Genomic DNA, 15,722 nt, shown 5'->3' on the forward strand with positions numbered 1-15,722 from the left:
CGGTTGCAAAAAAATGATTTTAGTAGACACCGACTTAATCAAAGATCCGGAATCTGCCAATCGATCGGCTTTTCACCCCATTCCAAAAGCTGCTCATTTGTTTTGGAAAATGGACGGCTGCCGAAAAATCCCCTGTTCGCTGAAAATGGACTTGGGTGCGGGGACTTGATAATCGTATGTTTCGCTGTATTTATTAAACGAATTTTTTCCTGCGCAGGTTTCCCCCACAAAATAAAAATGACAGGCGTTTCCCGTTCATTGATCAAGGAAATCACTTTATCTGTGAAGATCTCCCATCCTTTGCCTCTATGCGAATGTGCTTCGCCGGCTCTCACTGTCAAAACCGTGTTCAAAAGCAGGACCCCTTCGTTGGCCCATTTCACGAGACAGCCATTGTTCGGAATGCGGCAACCTAAATCATCGTGCAATTCTTTGAAAATATTTTTAAGGGACGGCGGGATTTTTACTCCGGGTTTTACTGAAAAGCTGAGACCGTGCGCCTGCCCCGGACCGTGGTATGGATCCTGTCCAAGCAAAACCACCTTGACATTATGATAGGGTGTGAATTTTAACGCATTGAAAATGTCATGCATCGGGGGATAAACTGTTTTTTCGGTGTACTCTCTTTTTAAAAACTCCCTTAACCTTAAATAATATGGTTTCTGAAACTCTTCCTCCAAAAGAGGCGCCCAATCATTTTCCAATATTTTTTTGGCCACGTGCATCACTCCTTCTTCTGCATTATATCATGCCAGTTGCCCTTTATTTTTCACAAACAACTGCCGCCGTTCCATGTTTAATTATAAATGGACAGGATATACATAAACTAGCGCATCCTTAAAAGGTGCAATGAAACGACTTTTAAAGGAGGAAGTATTCATGAACACTGTAAAAGTATGCGAAAATGGCGTTCAGGCCCAAGAAGTCGTCAACCAATTGACTGCCGAAGGTTATGATCGGGATAACATTTATTTGTTTGCACATGGTGAGGAACGTTCGGAAGATTTGACAGACGCACTGGATACAGGCAAAGTCGGCATCGCGGAACAAGGATTGGTCGACTCTGTAAAAAATATTTTCAATAAAAGAGGAGACGAACTCCGCTCAGAATTTGAAGCGGTTGGATTGAGCAAGGAGGAAGCCGAAAAGTATGAAAGGGTACTTGATGGCGGAGAGCTTGTTCTGGTTGCGAAAAAATAATATTCATAATGAATCCCCCGCAGCTGCGGGGGATTTTCATATTCTATCGGAAGAAAACAATGATCTTGATTTAACAATCCAAACAATAAAACCGACAGCGAGAAGAATGAGATAAGCTTCCACAACAAAAATATTGATTATGCCCTTTTGATATAGCGCTGCCGGGAAATCAATGACTGCATGGATGAGAATGGCATACAACAGATAAACCTTCTTGCCTTCCTTTATTCCGTACAGGACAAGGATGGAAAGCCCCATGTGGATGGCTAAAGCGCCAAGCCTTTCAACCCCGGCAAAGAGCTGGATGAAGGATGCCGAACCGGTCAATTGGTCATGAAGGGGCGCCAATGCTTCAGCACCTTTCCCTGTGATAAAAGCATCGTATGTCCCGTTATTGATCATAAAGGCAAGAACGATCATGACAACACTGTTCATCCCCACAATAAGAATGGCTTCGATGCCTCCGTGACCCAATCCGAAAGCCAATCCGTCCTTCCATTCCCTGTACTTTTTCAATGCATATCTCATCATGATGAATCTGCCGGTCTCTTCAAAAATTCCTGCCATTAATCCGCCGTACAGCATAAATAGCCATGTATTTTCCAAAAGTGCCTTGGTGGTTTTATTCCATTCCAGAAAAATGGCATGAACAAGACCTTCCAATATATAGGCAAACGCGAAAAATGTGAGCACACCAAATAAAACTGCCTTGATGGATATATCAAATTTCTTTTTAAAGATAATAAGTAAAACGATCGGTGCCCCGACTACAACGGCCAGAGAGATAATGATAGATGCGATTGTAAATGAAGGAACCAACATACCCCTCCTTTCATTCATTATCCCACAAGAGAATGATAGATTTTGCGGGCTTCATTCATATCTTTCGTACCGTGGATCAGTGCACGGCCGTCCTTAAAAAACACGGCCTTTGTTCCATCCTTTACGACAGAAATCAAAAATGGATTCCCGCCGACTTCAAGACCTGCCGAACGCCATTGGCTGACCAATTGTTCCAGTGGGAGGATGCCGCTCTCAGCAGGCCTTACCTGGACTGTGTCCCGGCCGCACAATACAGCAACCTTCATTTCCCGGCCGGATTGCAAGAACGGATATTCCGGACTATCTCCGCATGACAGGCAGCCGCTATCTTTTAATGCACCGGCTTTCAAAGATAAATATTCGTTTTCCCAAAGATCAAAAGATACATAGGTTTTTCTGACAGCTTTCATATTTCCCGAAAGAATTTTCAGCGCTTCCGCGCCTTGGTGGGCGGTGACCATTTGGACAGCCGGAGCAATGATTCCAACTGTATCGCACGTCTGCCCCTGAATGGGCAGCCTCTTGATCAGGCATTGAAGGCAGGGGGTCACGCCTGGTATGATCGTAAAAGCCATTCCGAAGCTTCCCACGCAGGAGCCGAACAAATATGGGACTTTGTATTTCTGCGCCAGGTCATTCATCAGAAACCGCGTTTCGAAATTATCTGTCCCGTCCACTAAAAGATCAACCTCTTCCATCAGGCCATCCAAAAGTGCAGCATCTGCCTGCCCGACGATCGCCTCCACTTCAACTCGGCTGTTGATGCTTTTCAGCCTCTCTTTTGCCGCTTCCGCTTTTGGCCATTGTTCTTCGGCATCTTTTTCTGTAAAAAGATGCTGACGCTGCAAATTGCTCTTATCAACATAGTCCCTGTCAATGAGCGTCAGCTTTCTTACTCCTGCTCTGGCAAGCAGTTCGGATGTGTGAGTTCCAAGAGCTCCCACTCCAACGATAAGCACATGTTTCTTACCAATTTCTGTCTGTCCTTCAGGTCCGATCGGCTTAAAGAGCATTTGCCTGGAATAACGCCCGGTTTGTGAATCCATCTTTGCATCAACCTCCACTGACCGGAGGAATCAAAGCAATAACATCTTTCTCCCCAATGATCCAGTCATCTTTTACAAATTCTTCATTGACAGCGATCATAATGCCGTCCAAGTTTCCCAATGGCGTTTCTTTTTCAAGAAAATCGCGCAATTCACCAACTGTTTTTCCAGCAGCTTTTGTTTCGATCGCGCTTTTCCCCGCATCCTCTTTCAATTGGGCAAATAACATGATCTTATTCAAGTAAGTCACCTTCCTCCGGTTTTCCTGTTGTGTATGCCTTTGTTCCCTGCTGGTTTCCGACCCATTTTTCCCCGTCTTCCCAATGCTCTTTCTTCCAAATTGGAACCATTTCCTTCACTCTTTCAAGCGCATAGCGATTCGCTTCATACGCTTCCGGCCTATGCGGAGAAGACACTGCAATCGCAATGGCGATGTCGGTAATTTCAAGACGCCCGATCCGATGCACCATCGCCACTTCAAGGACTGGCCACTTTTCCTTTATTTCCTCCACAATCTGCTCCATTTTTTTCAGAGCCATCGATTCATACGCTTCATATTCAAGATGAAGCGTTTTCCTGCCATGTGTCAATTCACGGACAGTGCCGACAAATGTGGTAACTGCTCCCGCTTCCCTTCTGACGACCTTTTGATAAATATCTTCGATTTTTATCGGTTCCCTCGTAATTTCACAAGTCATTCCCATCTCCCCTTCCTGCCAGCTTTGCCGCCTGTATGTACTCCTCCATCGTATTCATGTTCCAAACGGCATCAGACTCTCCTTGTATTGTAAAATATTCCACATCTATGCGGTCAAGCAAGGCCTTCACCGATCTTTTTCCATCCATTAACGTCTCCTTTGCCGTTTCGGCGGCGCGGGCATCATACGCAGCAAACAGCGGATGCAGGCGATCTTCGTGGATGGGAACAACTGCATCCCTGTCATTCCTTTTTAAAATTGAAACGAGCTCACACCCCAGCCTGGCGGAAACAAACGGCATATCGCAGGCTACAATCAGGCAAGGCCCATCTCCCGCTTCCTTCAAGCCGGTATAAATTCCCGCGAGCGGTCCCTGCCCTTTAAAATCAGGTGCATCTTCAAGGATAACAGCATCCATATGTTCATATTGAGCAGGGTCGTCGGCAATAACAATCATTCTATCGGATTCGGGCCCCAACTCAGCCGCAATCCGGTCGATGACACGGATTCCACCTATTCTCATCAGCGCTTTGTTCTGTCCCATCCGGCTTGATTTTCCTCCGGCTAAAATAATCGTGTTCAACACAGGTGCCTCCCGAAATTCTATTTACGAAATGAACTGAATCTTGTAATCTAAACATACTTTACAAAGAATCGAGTGATTTTTATGAGGTTGAAAAAAATAGCCGCCTGCGTTCTCGCTGTTTTCTTTGGTGCCTGCCTGTTTATCTGGATCCTTACCGGAAGGTGGATGGCCGATGGCAAAAAACCGAAAGCTGACGGAACTTATGAATACGCCCTTGTTTTGGGGGCAAAAGTAAATGGAGAGACTCCATCGCTTTCCTTGCAATACCGCCTTGAAGCTGCACTTCAGTATGCGGAGCAGCATCCCCATGTAAAACTTGTTTTATCCGGCGGGCAGGGACCTGATGAGTTCGTCTCAGAAGCAGAAGCAATGAAACGTTATCTCGTTGCTCATGGTATACCGGAAAACAGATTCATTTTAGAAAAAAATTCTTCATCTACATATGAGAATATTCTTTACTCTACAAAGCTGCTTCCGCCCTCAACAAAAGGCATTACAATCATTACGAGCGGCTATCACCTGGCAAGAGCCCGCAAAATTGCCGGGAGACTTGGGCTTGATACGGATGCAGTTGAAGCGGAAACACCTATGGTTGTCAGGCTGAAATTAACAACAAGAGAGCGCTTGGCCCTTTTAAAAACAGCTTTTTCACAAAAGTGAGATTAAAATTATTATAACAGAAATTTGATTGCTCTTGGGGAGTTGCGTCCGGGCATTGTTTGTCCTGCTTTGCTTCGGGAAAAGTAAAAGTGATACCAGAAGGTTTATAATTATTTCATTGATATAGCCTTAATAAACCAGAAGGGAGTTACACGTACATGAAAAAAGCATTGACACTTGCCGGATCTGATTCAAGCGGCGGAGCCGGCATCCAGGCAGATTTAAAAACATTCCAAGAAAATGATGTGTATGGTATGACTGCACTGACTTCCATTGTTGCGATGAATCCCGACAATCATTGGAATCACGAAGTATTTCCTATAGACGTCAACATCGTAGAAAAACAGTTGAATACCATCCTATCCGTGGGCATTGACGCAATGAAAACAGGGATGCTGGGATCGGTGGACATTATCGAGCTTGGCGCCAAGAAGATAGACGAGCACGGTTTGACAAACGTCGTCATCGACCCGATTATGGTGTGCAAAGGAGAAGATGAGGTTCTTCAGCCGGAAAATACAGATGCGATGCGTGAACTGTTATTGCCGCGCGCTACTGTTGTGACGCCCAATTTGTTCGAAGCATGGCAGCTTGCCAAAACGGGCCCGATTAAAACAATCGAGGACATGAAAGAAACAGCGGCAAAAATCCGCGACCTGGGTGCAAAGAATGTCATCATCAAAGGTGGAACAGGCTTAAACACCGACAAAGCAGTGGACCTTTTCTATGATGGGCAAGAGTTCACCCTTCTGGAAAAAGAAAAATTAGATACAACATACAATCACGGCGCAGGCTGTACATTTGCCGCTGCCGTTACAGCAAACTTGGCAAAAGGAAAATCCGTCAAAGATTCTGTTGCCGCAGCAAAAGAATTCGTTACAGCTGCCATTGAACACGGCTGGAAGCTGAACCAATACGTCGGCCCGGTCATGCATGGTGCCTATACGAAATATGCAGCAAATCTTAAAAAATAATAAGGGAACCCGGCGGAATGTTCTGCCGGGTTTTTGACTGGAAAACTATGGGGAATTTGTTTGAAGCTATCTAAGGAGTTTTTAGCCAAGTTTGATCTTCATGATTTCTCTGTCGTGTTCGGAAATCTTTTGATCATAGTACTTTAAATCTGCTTGTGTCACCATGGAGTTTTTTATTTCCTCAATATCTTTGCTGTTTTTTTCAACCTTCTCTTCAATCTCACTTAATTTGGCGTTGGTTGCTCCAAGATTTTTAATCAACTGATGCAACAGATCCCCGTGACTTTTTAACTGTTCGTCATGACCTTTCAATATTTCACTGTGTTTGTTTAGTATTTTACTGTGGCTGTCCAGTATTTCACTGTGTTTATTTAGTATTTTACTATGGCTGTCCAGTATTTCACTCTGGTTATTTAGAATTTTACTATGGCTGTTTAAGATTTTAGTGTGGCTGTCCAGAGTTTCATCTTGGCGATCCAAACGATTCACAACCGTACCCAGTTTCTCCAGAATAAGATCCAGCTTTTTCTCCATTTTTTCAACCTCCTTTCCTATACAGTACATCCATTTTAACATATTATAATGGCAGAACCGCAATATCCCCGATAAAATCCTATCTTTCGTAATTCTGCATGTTTTTTAGTAAAATGATTCTATGTTCAAAAGGCGAAGGAGGCCAATGGGTTTGAAAGATATTAATGTTCAGCAGGTTCAGCATATGATCAATCAGTTTGCGGGCAAAAATGTCTTTATTCATCTGGAAACTACAAATGGCGCATATGCCTCACATAAAGACGAATCATTTTTTTCCTCTGGTGCTTATATCCGCAACGCGGAAATCTGTTACGAGCATGGAAAAATCAAAGGTGAAGGTCCGTATAGAGTCGGATTGAAGCTGCCCATCGGCTGGGTTTATGCGGAAGGACTGACACACTTTGAAGTTGACGATCAGGGAAGGCTTTTGCTGGCGGGGCACGATTTCGAAGGAAAGCTGGCAGTTGCCTTGCAAATAAGTGATACACCGTTCAAATAACAGGTTGATCGAGACTTTTAAAAGGAGCGAAAAGCCAATGGAAAAAGAACGACAGGTTTTAGTGATTTTCCCTCATCCGGATGACGAGGCTTTTGGAGTTTCGGGAACAATCATGAAACATATAAATAATGGAACGCCTGTTACCTATGCGTGTCTGACGCTGGGAGAAATGGCGCGGAATCTTGGAAACCCGCCGTTTGCAACAAGGGAGACCTTGCCCCAAATCAGGAAAGCCGAGCTTGAAAAAGCGGCTGAAATCATGGGGATTACAGATTTACGGCTGATGGGCTACCGTGATAAAACCCTCGAGTTTGAAAATGATGAAGAGCTGGCAAATATGGTGTTTAAGCTGATCGAGGAATTGAACCCCTCGCTTATCATTTCCTTTTATCCAAATTATTCCGTGCATCCTGATCACGAAGCGACAGCGAGGGCGGTTATAAGAGCGGTCCGCAGGCTGCCGAAAGACAAACGCCCGAAGCTTCATCTCGTGGCATTTTCAAACAATCATGAAGCCGAACTCGGAAAAGCTGATATTGTTCATGACATAAGTGATGTATGGGAGAAAAAGGTAGAAATTTTAAAAGCCCACATTTCCCAGACGGCCTGGATGATGGATGAAATGCTGGAAAATGTAACAGCGGAGGATCCCGCCTGGACCGAACGCTTTCTCAGGGAACGGTTTTGGACCTATGATTGGGAGAATGATAACGTGCTCTGATCTATTCCGGGTTAACTAGATAGAATGAAAGAGCAGGCCCTCAGTGCAAATCCACTGCCGGACCTGCTTTTTTATTTGTAAATGTTCAAATCCACCCTTTTTCAACGGCAATGTTTACCGCTTGCTGCCTTGAATCGGCTCCCAGCTTTTGAATAGCAGATGATAAATAATTGCGTACCGTTCCTTTCGTCAAGAATAACTCTCTAGTGATATCACTTGTTGTCAGTCCTGATTTTGTCAACCGAAGAACTTCGGTTTCACGTTCAGTCAGGGGGCTCTCTTCTTTTAATAGAAGGGCGGCAGCCAAGTCAGTACTAATCACTCTCTCCCCATTCATCACTTTACGAATGGATGTAATGAGATAGTCAATCGGTTCGTCCTTAAGTAAATAACCTTCCACCTTCGCATCCACAGCCTTCTGTAAGTAACCGGGCCGCCCGTAAGTTGTCACAATAATGATTTTACAGCCATTTCCTTCACTGCGAAGATTCTCAGCAAGCTCCAGCCCTGTCATATTGGGCATTTCGATATCCGCAAGGCAAACATCAGGCTTGTATTGTTGTATTGCTTCCCAAGCTTGCTGTCCATCGGAAACTTCAGCCACAACCTCGATGTCTTTCTCAAATTTTATTAAGGAGGTAAGTGCGCCCCTGAGCATTCTTTGGTCTTCAGCAACCACAACCCGTATCACAATACTGATTTCTCCTTTCCGTATGAATTGATAGGCAAAGCTAACGTAACAACCGTACCTCCATCTGAAGCATTGGCGATTTCGGCAGTTCCTTTCAATGCTTGCAGCCGTTCCTTCATCGATTGAATGCCATTTCCACTCGATTGACCCATTAAACCAACGCCATCATCTCTAATAATAATTTTAAATTGGCTTTCATCTGTTTTTAAACGGATATTACATTTCCTAGCCCCACTATGTCTGATGATATTTGTAACTGCTTCACGCAAAGAGAGGGCCAACATCGTTTCGTCGACACTGGGCATTAACAACCTTTGCCCTTTTTCTTCTACATTCGATTCAATATTTGCTTCTTTCAAAAGCTCTCTTGAGCGGGCAATTTCCTCTTCTAATGAGATAAACTTCATACCCGTTACAAGCTCTCGCACTTGTTTGAGTGCAACCCTTGATGATTCCAAAATATCATTCAGTTCTGCCTTTGCTTGCTGCTCGTCCTGATCAACCAGTAGAATTGCCAACTCACTTTTGAGTTTGATCATTGTTAATGTTTGCCCCAGGGTATCATGCAAATCTCTTGCGATTCGATGTCTCTCCTCCTCCTGAATATACCTTTCAATTTGCTGATTTGCTGTATCCAGCTCTCCCTCCAATGTTTTTGCTTTTTCCCTTATATAAATAATGACTGGAAGCAGAAGCTGAAGAATCACCACTGGCAAGAATATAGAAGACTTCATGGAAATCAATGATCCTGTTTCATGCCATTGGACAATTACAAACATTGTTGCGATTGCCAGCATTCCGATTCCTATATGAAGCTTTTCATTTGCTCGCCCCAGTAGATCGGCAAATATAAAGCCAAAAAGGAAAATGGGCTGTTCAGTGAAGATACATAGCAAAGAAAGGGAGACACAACCTAAGATCGTTGCTGTTAAAAGCCGCCAATCCCTAAACCATAATGCTATATAAAATGAAAAGAAGAAAAAGAGAAGGAGCAACAGCTTCATCATCAACGTCGTCGACTCCGAAGTCAAAACCATGAATGTCAGTAGAACAACAGCAAATGTATCTATTAATAAGTAGTTCGATATTTGTTCCCGCGGATATATTTTATGAATCATAGGCAGCCCCCGGCTAAAAATTCATCTTTGCATAACACCAGTAGCATGTTTGCGCATGGATTCCATTGGGCCCAACGTAAAATATTTCAGCCAAAATGAAGAAATGATCATGAGACAGCAGCAAATAAGAATCCATAATAATATGACGGTCAGGGAGTTCACCTTTCCCCCAAGTCCCAATCCCCATCCGTAAAAAATAAAGGAAGCAATTAGGTTTTGCATCACATAGCAGCTTAAAGACATTTTTCCCATTTGTTCCAATCGCCGCCAAATCCACAATCTTTCATTTCTTTCTACCATTCTCGCAATCAAGGCCAAATACCCCAGTGATAAAATCGGGGCAAATAGATAGCGGACAGGAAGGTCAAAAGCTCCACCTGGAATAAAAACCAGGAGGTTTAATGGGACACCGATATAAATCCCTATATTGAACAGTTTTTTTCGTTTGCGCTTCCCGCTCTCATTTGGCGAAAAAACTCCTGAACGCATCAATCGTACACCGAGCAAAAAAAGAAAGATATTCATTGGAATCACAAGAATGGCTTCACTTCTAAGGAGCAGAAAATGATCTAATCTATACTTTACCTGTTCAAGCCATGTACCATCTTTGTACAGTAAAGTGACTTCGTAAAAACTCCCCAAAGACATATTCGCCCCCAGGATGCCGACCAGTAACAGAAAAAGTACAAATGCGGCGTGAATACCACCGATCACCTTCATCGTTCTGGAAATAGTACGGTCGCCGCCTTTAATGATGAGTGACACAATGATAGCTGTAATCCCATAGCTCATCAAAATATCATACTCCATGACGAATAAAAAATGAATGAACCCTTCCATGATCAATATACATGACGTCCATATATACAGGCCTGGCCAAGGCTGGTTCTTTCTGAGTGACTGTCTATACTTTAACTCCAGCCCTACTCCAAACATAATCGTCAGCAAGCCCAGCAGTTTCCCGTTTACTAAAAATAAGATGAACATTCTCCAAAAGTCTTCAAGCGACCACCAAGATGAATATTCATATGTAGTAATATATGACAAATCCCCTAAATGGGCAAAAATCCAAATGTTGGTACCCAATGTTCCTGCAATTGCAAATCCCCGTAAAATATCCAGTAGACGAATCCGTTCTTTTTTCATAGTCAACCTCCTCGCTTTTTGAAAAATCGGTTAATCCGATTGTATCTGGAAAAAAAGCGAGGGAGAATTCACACCTATCAGATGTTATATATGACAGGTGTCATAACTTTTAAGGGAAAAGTAAAAAACTGCTCCCAACTGTAGATGTAGACATCATCTAACAATTGCGATGCAGCTCAATATTGTCGTAGTCGGTTATGGTAAGAGTCTTATAGGAATTTCCAATTCAAGAGATAGCCATTTCCTCGAGTGCTTTATAAATGGCTTCGGCTACCCCGTCTTCCGTATTCAATCCTGTTACATAGCGACAGGTATCCTTTATTTCTTTTTCGGCGTTTCCCATTGCAACTGAGTGCCCGACCATCTCCAGCATGGATAAATCATTGTAATTATCGCCGAGAGCCATGGTCTCTTCAAGGGAGATTCCCCTTTTTTCCGTATAACGCTTTAATGCATTCCCTTTTTTGGCATTCTTGTGAGTGATTTCAATGTTCTGGCGTCCGGAAGTTGTCACTGTGATCCCATTTATTTGTTCAAGCCGCTTGCTTACCTCAACAAGCAGTGATTGATCTTTTGAAAATCCGAAAAATTTATAGGTGGTAATGTCTTCCGATCCAAAAACATCATCAAAATCATCCACGATTTTGATCAGACGTTTCTTAAAGCGCTTTTCAACCCTTTGCCTCAACTTTGAAACTTCAATGGATGGGTTTGCAGTCCGGTAAATATCCATGACGGCCTGAATTCCCTTTTCGTAATTGGTAGTATATGTCCCATTGCTCGTATAAAGCTCATAGTACATATCCGCATTGTCGAGTACATAAGCTACTTTCTCCGCGATCACTGCTTCTAATCCGATGCCAAATTCAACATTCCCTTCTGCATCCCGGATTTCCGCTCCGTTTAGGCAGATTGCAGGACACCGAATGCCAACTTTGTCCAAAACATAACGCAGGTCATGATAGGAGCGCCCTGTCGCAACAAGAAAGTCAATTCCCTGTTTCCGGGCCGCTTCAATTGCAAGCTTATTCTCCTCGCTTACCTCCTGACTGGCATTGAGCAGCGTTCCATCCATATCGGTGGCGATACATTTTATCAATGTCATATCCCCTTCGCTTTAGGCTTTTCCGTCCTCTGTTATTGGCATGTATTCTAGCGAAAAAACCGCAAAAATGCAACGAAACCCACTTTGGGAGGTTCCTCGAATTTTATCGAAAAAGGTCCTCGGGGGAAAGCCAATCAAACGGTTGATTAGGAATCCGATACCCCAAACCGACCACTAATCAAACGGTTGATTAAGAAAACAGGACCCTTTCTCCAATACTATTCAAACGGTTGATTAAGAATGCACGCCCCTTACACCAACGATTAATCAAACGGTTGATTAAGAATACACAACTCCCGTCACAAATGCTAATCAAGCGGTTGATTAAGAAAACTGCACCCCTGTCCCAATTATTATTCAAACGTTTGATAAAAGTAATGCCCCCTGCCACATATGTTAATCAAACGTTTGATTATGAACTTCCTCCCTTGTTCCAGAACAAAGGCTCAAGCGCCTGTTTATCGACGTACAGACTGGAGCGCTTCTGACGAGATAAAGGATAAGGAAAGGCGGAGAGTGCCTGCTTATCGGCGACAAGCATAAGACGAGCGCTGAAGAAGGCGTAGTTTGCCTTCAGCAGCGATTGGCTTATGACCTCGAGCCGATGGCACTCGCAGCCGGACAACACGCGCAGCGCAGCGGAGCGATGTTGACTTATCGTAGGAAGAAGCGTGAAGTCTGCTAGTCGATAGGCGCTGGAGCCAGACGCAACACTAAGTGACAAATAAGTTACTCACAACCTGAGCATTTTATAGTACGCTAAACAACAAGAAAAACCCGCCATTTCCGCACCATGCAGATTTTGGCAGGTTCTTTCATGCTTTTTGTTTTTCCAAATAGGCTCGAATCATAAAGAAGCTGATTTCCTCCGGAAGAAGCTCTTTAATTGGCGTTAGTCGTTCCGCCCCTGCCTGTTCAACGGCTTCCTGTATCAATGGTTCATATTCCTTGGGGACGAATTCCGACCAATCCACCTCCAATCCGTCTGCAGGACATTTCAACAGGTGCCCCTCTATTGTCCTTTCCGCCACGCCGCGCTCAGCAGCAATTTCTGCAATGGAAAGGCCGTCCTTTAACATTCGATAGGTTATATGATGGCTTGGTTCCTTGCTTGAGACTCTCCCCGTCCGCTGTTTGGCCGTATGCCCAATCGGCAGGCCCACTTCCGGCCTTTCAATTCCCTGCTCTTCGCAATACTTATTTATTTCTTTCAGGAACGCCTGTCCGTACGCCTCCAACTTCCGCTCACCTACACCCTTGACTTGCATCAGCTCAGCTTCATTTCTCGGAAGCAATGCACTCATTTCTTTTAATGTCACATCAGAAAAAATGATATATGGAGGAACATTCTCCTCATCGGCAATTCCTTTTCTAAGTTTACGCAGTACATCAAACAGCATATTGTCCTCCACAATTTGTGCGATGCGCACCTTTTCTTTCCTCATCACTTTTTCTTTTCCCCGCAAAACATCCCCGGCCATTTCGGTCAACATCAAAATGGGATATGATCCGTCAGTTGGACGCAAATACCCTTCCGCCGTTAAAAAATCGATGAACTCCGTTGTCTCCTTTTGTGTCTTGTCCTTCATGATTCCATAGGTAGACAGCCGATCAAATCCGAAACTTCGTATTTTTTGATCTGCGGAACCAGTCAGCACCTTGGCAATCATCGTTTTACCGAATCTCTCATTCATGCGCCTGATGCATGACAGAACCATTTGGGCCTCTACCGTCACATCGACCTGCTCCCGGTCATCCGTGCAGTTGCCGCATTTTCCACAAACAGGGGGATCTTCCTCGCCAAAATAGTGCAGGATATATTGCTGCAAACAAGACTCTGTATGGCCATAGGCCATCATTTTCCTCAGCTTGCCAAACTCGTTTTCCTTGCGATGCTCGTCCATGTCGGACTGGTCAATGAGAAATGATTGGATATGGCTGTCCTGGGGGGCAAAAAGCAAGATGCAGTCACTTTCTTCCCCGTCTCTTCCTGCCCTGCCCGCCTCTTGATAATACGACTCCATGTTCCGCGGAATATGATAGTGGATTACAAACCTTACGTTCGATTTGTTGATACCCATCCCAAAGGCATTAGTAGCAACCATCACATCAATATCATCATATAAAAATTGCTCCTGATAACTTTCGCGGTTTTTTTCCGACATTCCCGCGTGGTATTTACCAACCGCGATCCCCTTTGCTTTCAACAGCTGATATAACCGCTCCACTTCTTTCCTTGTCGCCGCATAAACTATACCCGCCTGTCCGGAATTTTTTTGAACATAGTCGGTCAAAAACAGATCGCGGTTCTGCCCCTTTACGACATGGAAGCGAAGATTTTCCCTTTCAAATCCGGTCACAATTGTATTGTCCGCACTAATATCCAGAAGCTGGCGGATATCCTCACGCACCTGTGGAGTCGCCGTGGCAGTCAAAGCCAACACTGTCGGCTTTGGTTTGATTTTATTAATCAATTTGCGGATCAATAAATAGCTCGGCCGAAAATCGTGGCCCCACTGGGAAATACAATGCGCCTCATCTATTGCGACGAGAGAAACATGCACCTCTTCGAGGAGCCTTAAAAAATAATCGGTCTCCAATCTTTCCGGTGCAATGTAAACGAGTTTATATTTACCGCTATATAGCCCGGACATCCGCTCCCGCATTTCTGCACCCGTAATGGTACTGTTAATAAAAGTAGAAGGGATACCGGCCTTTTCCAGTGCATCCACCTGATCCTTCATCAGTGATATCAGTGGAGAGACAACGATTGTTATTCCACGGAGCGATAAGGCGGGAATCTGGTAACAGATGGACTTGCCGCCTCCGGTCGGCATGACTCCCAGAGTATCCTCACCCTCCAGCACTTTTCGGATAATCGTATCCTGTCCCCGGCGGAATTCGTCAAATCCAAAGTAAGACTGCAGAAAGCCCTTTGCTTTCGTCAACAATGCTACAGACCTCCAGATGTTTTGATAGTCCAAGTATATCAAAATAAAGAGCCTTCCTGCTACAGACACAGGCGGCTCATGATCGTTTCTTTTTTACTTTTTCCAGCATATCTTCCGTCATTTCCTCCAGCCCAAATTCCGCTTTAAACCCCCAGTCCTTCCGGGCGGCAGAGTCATCCAAAGAGTCTGGCCAGCTGTCAGCAATCGCCTGCCGGACCGGGTCAATTTTATAATCGATTTCAAACGAAGGAATATGCTTTTTAATTTCATTTGCGATATCTTCGGGTGTGGCACACATTGCCGTAATATTATAGGAGTTCCGGAATCTAAGCTTTCCCGGATCAGCCTCCATGAGCTGCACGACAGCATTTAACGCATCAGGCATATACATCAAGTCCAAGCAGGTATTTTGGCCGACAAAACAGGTATAACGTTTTTTCCGAGTCGCTTCAAAATAGATTTCCACAGCGTAATCTGTAGTCCCCCCTCCCGGAGGGGCAACGTATGAAACAAGCCCGGGAAAACGGACGCCGCGTGTATCCACGCCATATTTATGAAAATAGTAATCACAAAGAAGTTCGCCTGCCACTTTATTGATCCCATACATCGTGGAAGGCCGCTGGATCGTGACCTGCGGTGTTTGCTGCTTCGGTGTATCAGAACCGAAAGCGCCGATGGAGCTCGGTACAAAAACTTTCAGGCCGAGCTCCCGGGCCGCCTCCAATACATTGATAAGACTTCCCATGTTAAGGTTCCAGGCCTGAAGCGGCTTTGTTTCCGCCGAAGCCGAAAGCAGGGCCGCCAGATGGATGATAGTATCCACCTCATATTTTTTCACACTAGTGTTGCATTAAAATTTCAAGCAAAAGTCAAGTAATTTAACTCGCACACAAACTATCAAAGTGTTGAAAATCATCCCAATTTTCATTAAAAATAAACACAAAAAAACCTTATAATTAGGGCATGGTAGT

General features: G+C 44.3%; 19 protein-coding genes. 5 read left to right on the forward strand and 14 right to left on the reverse strand.

Annotated features, from left to right (window positions below; genetic code table 11):
• Nucleotides 1-38: 38 nt before the first annotated feature.
• Complete coding sequence (locus FS666_RS14785; RefSeq protein WP_144463445.1) at nucleotides 39-725, reverse strand: uracil-DNA glycosylase; 687 nt, start codon at nucleotides 723-725, stop codon at nucleotides 39-41.
• Nucleotides 726-879: 154 nt separating this feature from the next.
• Here FS666_RS14785 and FS666_RS14790 point away from each other — a divergent pair, with 154 nt between their 5' ends.
• Complete coding sequence (locus FS666_RS14790; protein ID WP_120071653.1) at nucleotides 880-1,200, forward strand: YflT domain-containing protein; 321 nt, start codon at nucleotides 880-882, stop codon at nucleotides 1,198-1,200.
• Between the two features lie 36 nt (nucleotides 1,201-1,236).
• Here FS666_RS14790 and FS666_RS14795 read toward each other — a convergent pair whose 3' ends face one another.
• The 5 genes from FS666_RS14795 to mobA are packed head-to-tail and all read right to left on the reverse strand — an operon-like array spanning nucleotide 1,237 to nucleotide 4,349.
• Complete coding sequence (locus tag FS666_RS14795) at nucleotides 1,237-2,019, reverse strand: YhfC family intramembrane metalloprotease (RefSeq protein WP_120071655.1); 783 nt, start codon at nucleotides 2,017-2,019, stop codon at nucleotides 1,237-1,239.
• Between the two features lie 20 nt (nucleotides 2,020-2,039).
• Nucleotides 2,040-3,068, reverse strand: coding sequence for a ThiF family adenylyltransferase (locus tag FS666_RS14800; RefSeq protein WP_144463444.1), 1,029 nt, complete (start codon nucleotides 3,066-3,068; stop codon nucleotides 2,040-2,042).
• Nucleotides 3,069-3,075: 7 nt separating this feature from the next.
• Nucleotides 3,076-3,309: a molybdopterin converting factor subunit 1 gene (gene moaD / locus FS666_RS14805; RefSeq protein WP_144463443.1), complete on the reverse strand. Its 234-nt coding sequence runs from the start codon at nucleotides 3,307-3,309 to the stop codon at nucleotides 3,076-3,078.
• Nucleotides 3,302-3,766, reverse strand: coding sequence for a molybdenum cofactor biosynthesis protein MoaE (locus tag FS666_RS14810; protein ID WP_144463442.1), 465 nt, complete (start codon nucleotides 3,764-3,766; stop codon nucleotides 3,302-3,304). The genes moaD and FS666_RS14810 overlap by 8 nt, the downstream gene beginning before the upstream one ends.
• Nucleotides 3,756-4,349 carry a molybdenum cofactor guanylyltransferase gene (mobA, locus tag FS666_RS14815; RefSeq protein ID WP_144463441.1) on the reverse strand — a complete coding sequence of 198 codons (594 nt, stop codon included), beginning with the start codon at nucleotides 4,347-4,349 and terminating at the stop codon, nucleotides 3,756-3,758. Before mobA ends, FS666_RS14810 begins: the two co-directional genes overlap by 11 nt.
• Before the next feature lie 84 nt (nucleotides 4,350-4,433).
• On the opposite strand from mobA, the gene FS666_RS14820 reads away from it, so the two are divergent.
• Both FS666_RS14820 and pdxK read left to right on the forward strand, forming a co-directional pair.
• Nucleotides 4,434-5,012, forward strand: coding sequence for a YdcF family protein (locus FS666_RS14820; protein ID WP_144463440.1), 579 nt, complete (start codon nucleotides 4,434-4,436; stop codon nucleotides 5,010-5,012).
• Nucleotides 5,013-5,170: 158 nt separating this feature from the next.
• A complete protein-coding gene (gene pdxK / locus FS666_RS14825) occupies nucleotides 5,171-5,986 on the forward strand; it encodes a pyridoxine/pyridoxal/pyridoxamine kinase (RefSeq protein ID WP_120071666.1) in 816 nt (271 codons plus the stop codon).
• Nucleotides 5,987-6,067: 81 nt separating this feature from the next.
• On the opposite strand, the gene FS666_RS14830 is transcribed toward pdxK, so the two are convergent.
• Nucleotides 6,068-6,520 carry a hypothetical protein gene (locus FS666_RS14830; protein WP_144463439.1) on the reverse strand — a complete coding sequence of 151 codons (453 nt, stop codon included), beginning with the start codon at nucleotides 6,518-6,520 and terminating at the stop codon, nucleotides 6,068-6,070.
• Between the two features lie 145 nt (nucleotides 6,521-6,665).
• On the opposite strand from FS666_RS14830, the gene FS666_RS14835 reads away from it, so the two are divergent.
• Both FS666_RS14835 and bshB2 read left to right on the forward strand, forming a co-directional pair.
• On the forward strand, nucleotides 6,666-7,019 hold the full coding sequence (locus FS666_RS14835; protein ID WP_186306597.1) for a YojF family protein: 354 nt from the start codon (nucleotides 6,666-6,668) through the stop codon (nucleotides 7,017-7,019).
• Between the two features lie 37 nt (nucleotides 7,020-7,056).
• Complete coding sequence (gene bshB2, locus FS666_RS14840; protein ID WP_120071672.1) at nucleotides 7,057-7,740, forward strand: bacillithiol biosynthesis deacetylase BshB2; 684 nt, start codon at nucleotides 7,057-7,059, stop codon at nucleotides 7,738-7,740.
• Nucleotides 7,741-7,825: 85 nt separating this feature from the next.
• Here the strand turns inward: bshB2 and FS666_RS14845 are convergent, their stop codons facing one another.
• The 7 genes from FS666_RS14845 to FS666_RS14875 form a co-directional block, all read right to left on the reverse strand.
• The gene (locus FS666_RS14845) at nucleotides 7,826-8,431 is read right to left on the reverse strand and encodes a response regulator transcription factor (RefSeq protein ID WP_120071674.1); all 606 of its coding nucleotides are present in this window, start codon (nucleotides 8,429-8,431) and stop codon (nucleotides 7,826-7,828) included.
• Nucleotides 8,428-9,549, reverse strand: a complete 1,122-nt coding sequence (locus tag FS666_RS14850; protein ID WP_120071676.1) for a sensor histidine kinase — start codon at nucleotides 9,547-9,549, stop codon at nucleotides 8,428-8,430. The genes FS666_RS14845 and FS666_RS14850 overlap by 4 nt, the downstream gene beginning before the upstream one ends.
• Nucleotides 9,550-9,570: 21 nt before the next feature.
• Entirely contained in the window at nucleotides 9,571-10,701 is a 1,131-nt protein-coding gene (locus FS666_RS14855) for a DUF418 domain-containing protein (RefSeq protein WP_390615513.1), read from the reverse strand.
• A 220-nt stretch (nucleotides 10,702-10,921) separates the two neighbouring features.
• Nucleotides 10,922-11,800 carry a Cof-type HAD-IIB family hydrolase gene (locus FS666_RS14860; RefSeq protein ID WP_390615515.1) on the reverse strand — a complete coding sequence of 293 codons (879 nt, stop codon included), beginning with the start codon at nucleotides 11,798-11,800 and terminating at the stop codon, nucleotides 10,922-10,924.
• A 412-nt stretch (nucleotides 11,801-12,212) separates the two neighbouring features.
• Nucleotides 12,213-12,524, reverse strand: a complete 312-nt coding sequence (locus FS666_RS14865) for a hypothetical protein (RefSeq protein WP_144463438.1) — start codon at nucleotides 12,522-12,524, stop codon at nucleotides 12,213-12,215.
• Nucleotides 12,525-12,615: 91 nt separating this feature from the next.
• Entirely contained in the window at nucleotides 12,616-14,751 is a 2,136-nt protein-coding gene (gene recQ, locus FS666_RS14870; protein WP_144463437.1) for a DNA helicase RecQ, read from the reverse strand.
• Nucleotides 14,752-14,827: 76 nt separating this feature from the next.
• Complete coding sequence (locus tag FS666_RS14875; RefSeq protein ID WP_244943928.1) at nucleotides 14,828-15,589, reverse strand: NAD-dependent epimerase/dehydratase family protein; 762 nt, start codon at nucleotides 15,587-15,589, stop codon at nucleotides 14,828-14,830.
• Nucleotides 15,590-15,722: the final 133 nt, after the last annotated feature.

This window comes from Siminovitchia fortis, from assembly GCF_007681465.1.
In the GTDB taxonomy this organism is placed as follows: Bacteria; Bacillota; Bacilli; order Bacillales; family Bacillaceae_C; genus Siminovitchia; species Siminovitchia fortis.

What these genes read in the sequence shown, in the direction of transcription:
- FS666_RS14785 (WP_144463445.1), bottom strand. Translation starts at nt 725, where the DNA reads ATGCACGTGGCCAAAAAAATATTGGAAAATGATTGGGCGCCTCTTTTG.
- FS666_RS14790 (WP_120071653.1), top strand. Translation starts at nt 880, where the DNA reads ATGAACACTGTAAAAGTATGCGAAAATGGCGTTCAGGCCCAAGAAGTC.
- FS666_RS14800 (WP_144463444.1), bottom strand. Translation starts at nt 3,068, where the DNA reads ATGGATTCACAAACCGGGCGTTATTCCAGGCAAATGCTCTTTAAGCCG.
- FS666_RS14810 (WP_144463442.1), bottom strand. Translation starts at nt 3,766, where the DNA reads ATGACTTGTGAAATTACGAGGGAACCGATAAAAATCGAAGATATTTAT.
- FS666_RS14820 (WP_144463440.1), top strand. Translation starts at nt 4,434, where the DNA reads ATGAGGTTGAAAAAAATAGCCGCCTGCGTTCTCGCTGTTTTCTTTGGT.
- pdxK (WP_120071666.1), top strand. Translation starts at nt 5,171, where the DNA reads ATGAAAAAAGCATTGACACTTGCCGGATCTGATTCAAGCGGCGGAGCC.
- FS666_RS14830 (WP_144463439.1), bottom strand. Translation starts at nt 6,520, where the DNA reads ATGGAGAAAAAGCTGGATCTTATTCTGGAGAAACTGGGTACGGTTGTG.
- FS666_RS14835 (WP_186306597.1), top strand. Translation starts at nt 6,666, where the DNA reads ATGGGTTTGAAAGATATTAATGTTCAGCAGGTTCAGCATATGATCAAT.
- bshB2 (WP_120071672.1), top strand. Translation starts at nt 7,057, where the DNA reads ATGGAAAAAGAACGACAGGTTTTAGTGATTTTCCCTCATCCGGATGAC.
- FS666_RS14850 (WP_120071676.1), bottom strand. Translation starts at nt 9,549, where the DNA reads ATGATTCATAAAATATATCCGCGGGAACAAATATCGAACTACTTATTA.
- FS666_RS14860 (WP_390615515.1), bottom strand. Translation starts at nt 11,800, where the DNA reads ATGACATTGATAAAATGTATCGCCACCGATATGGATGGAACGCTGCTC.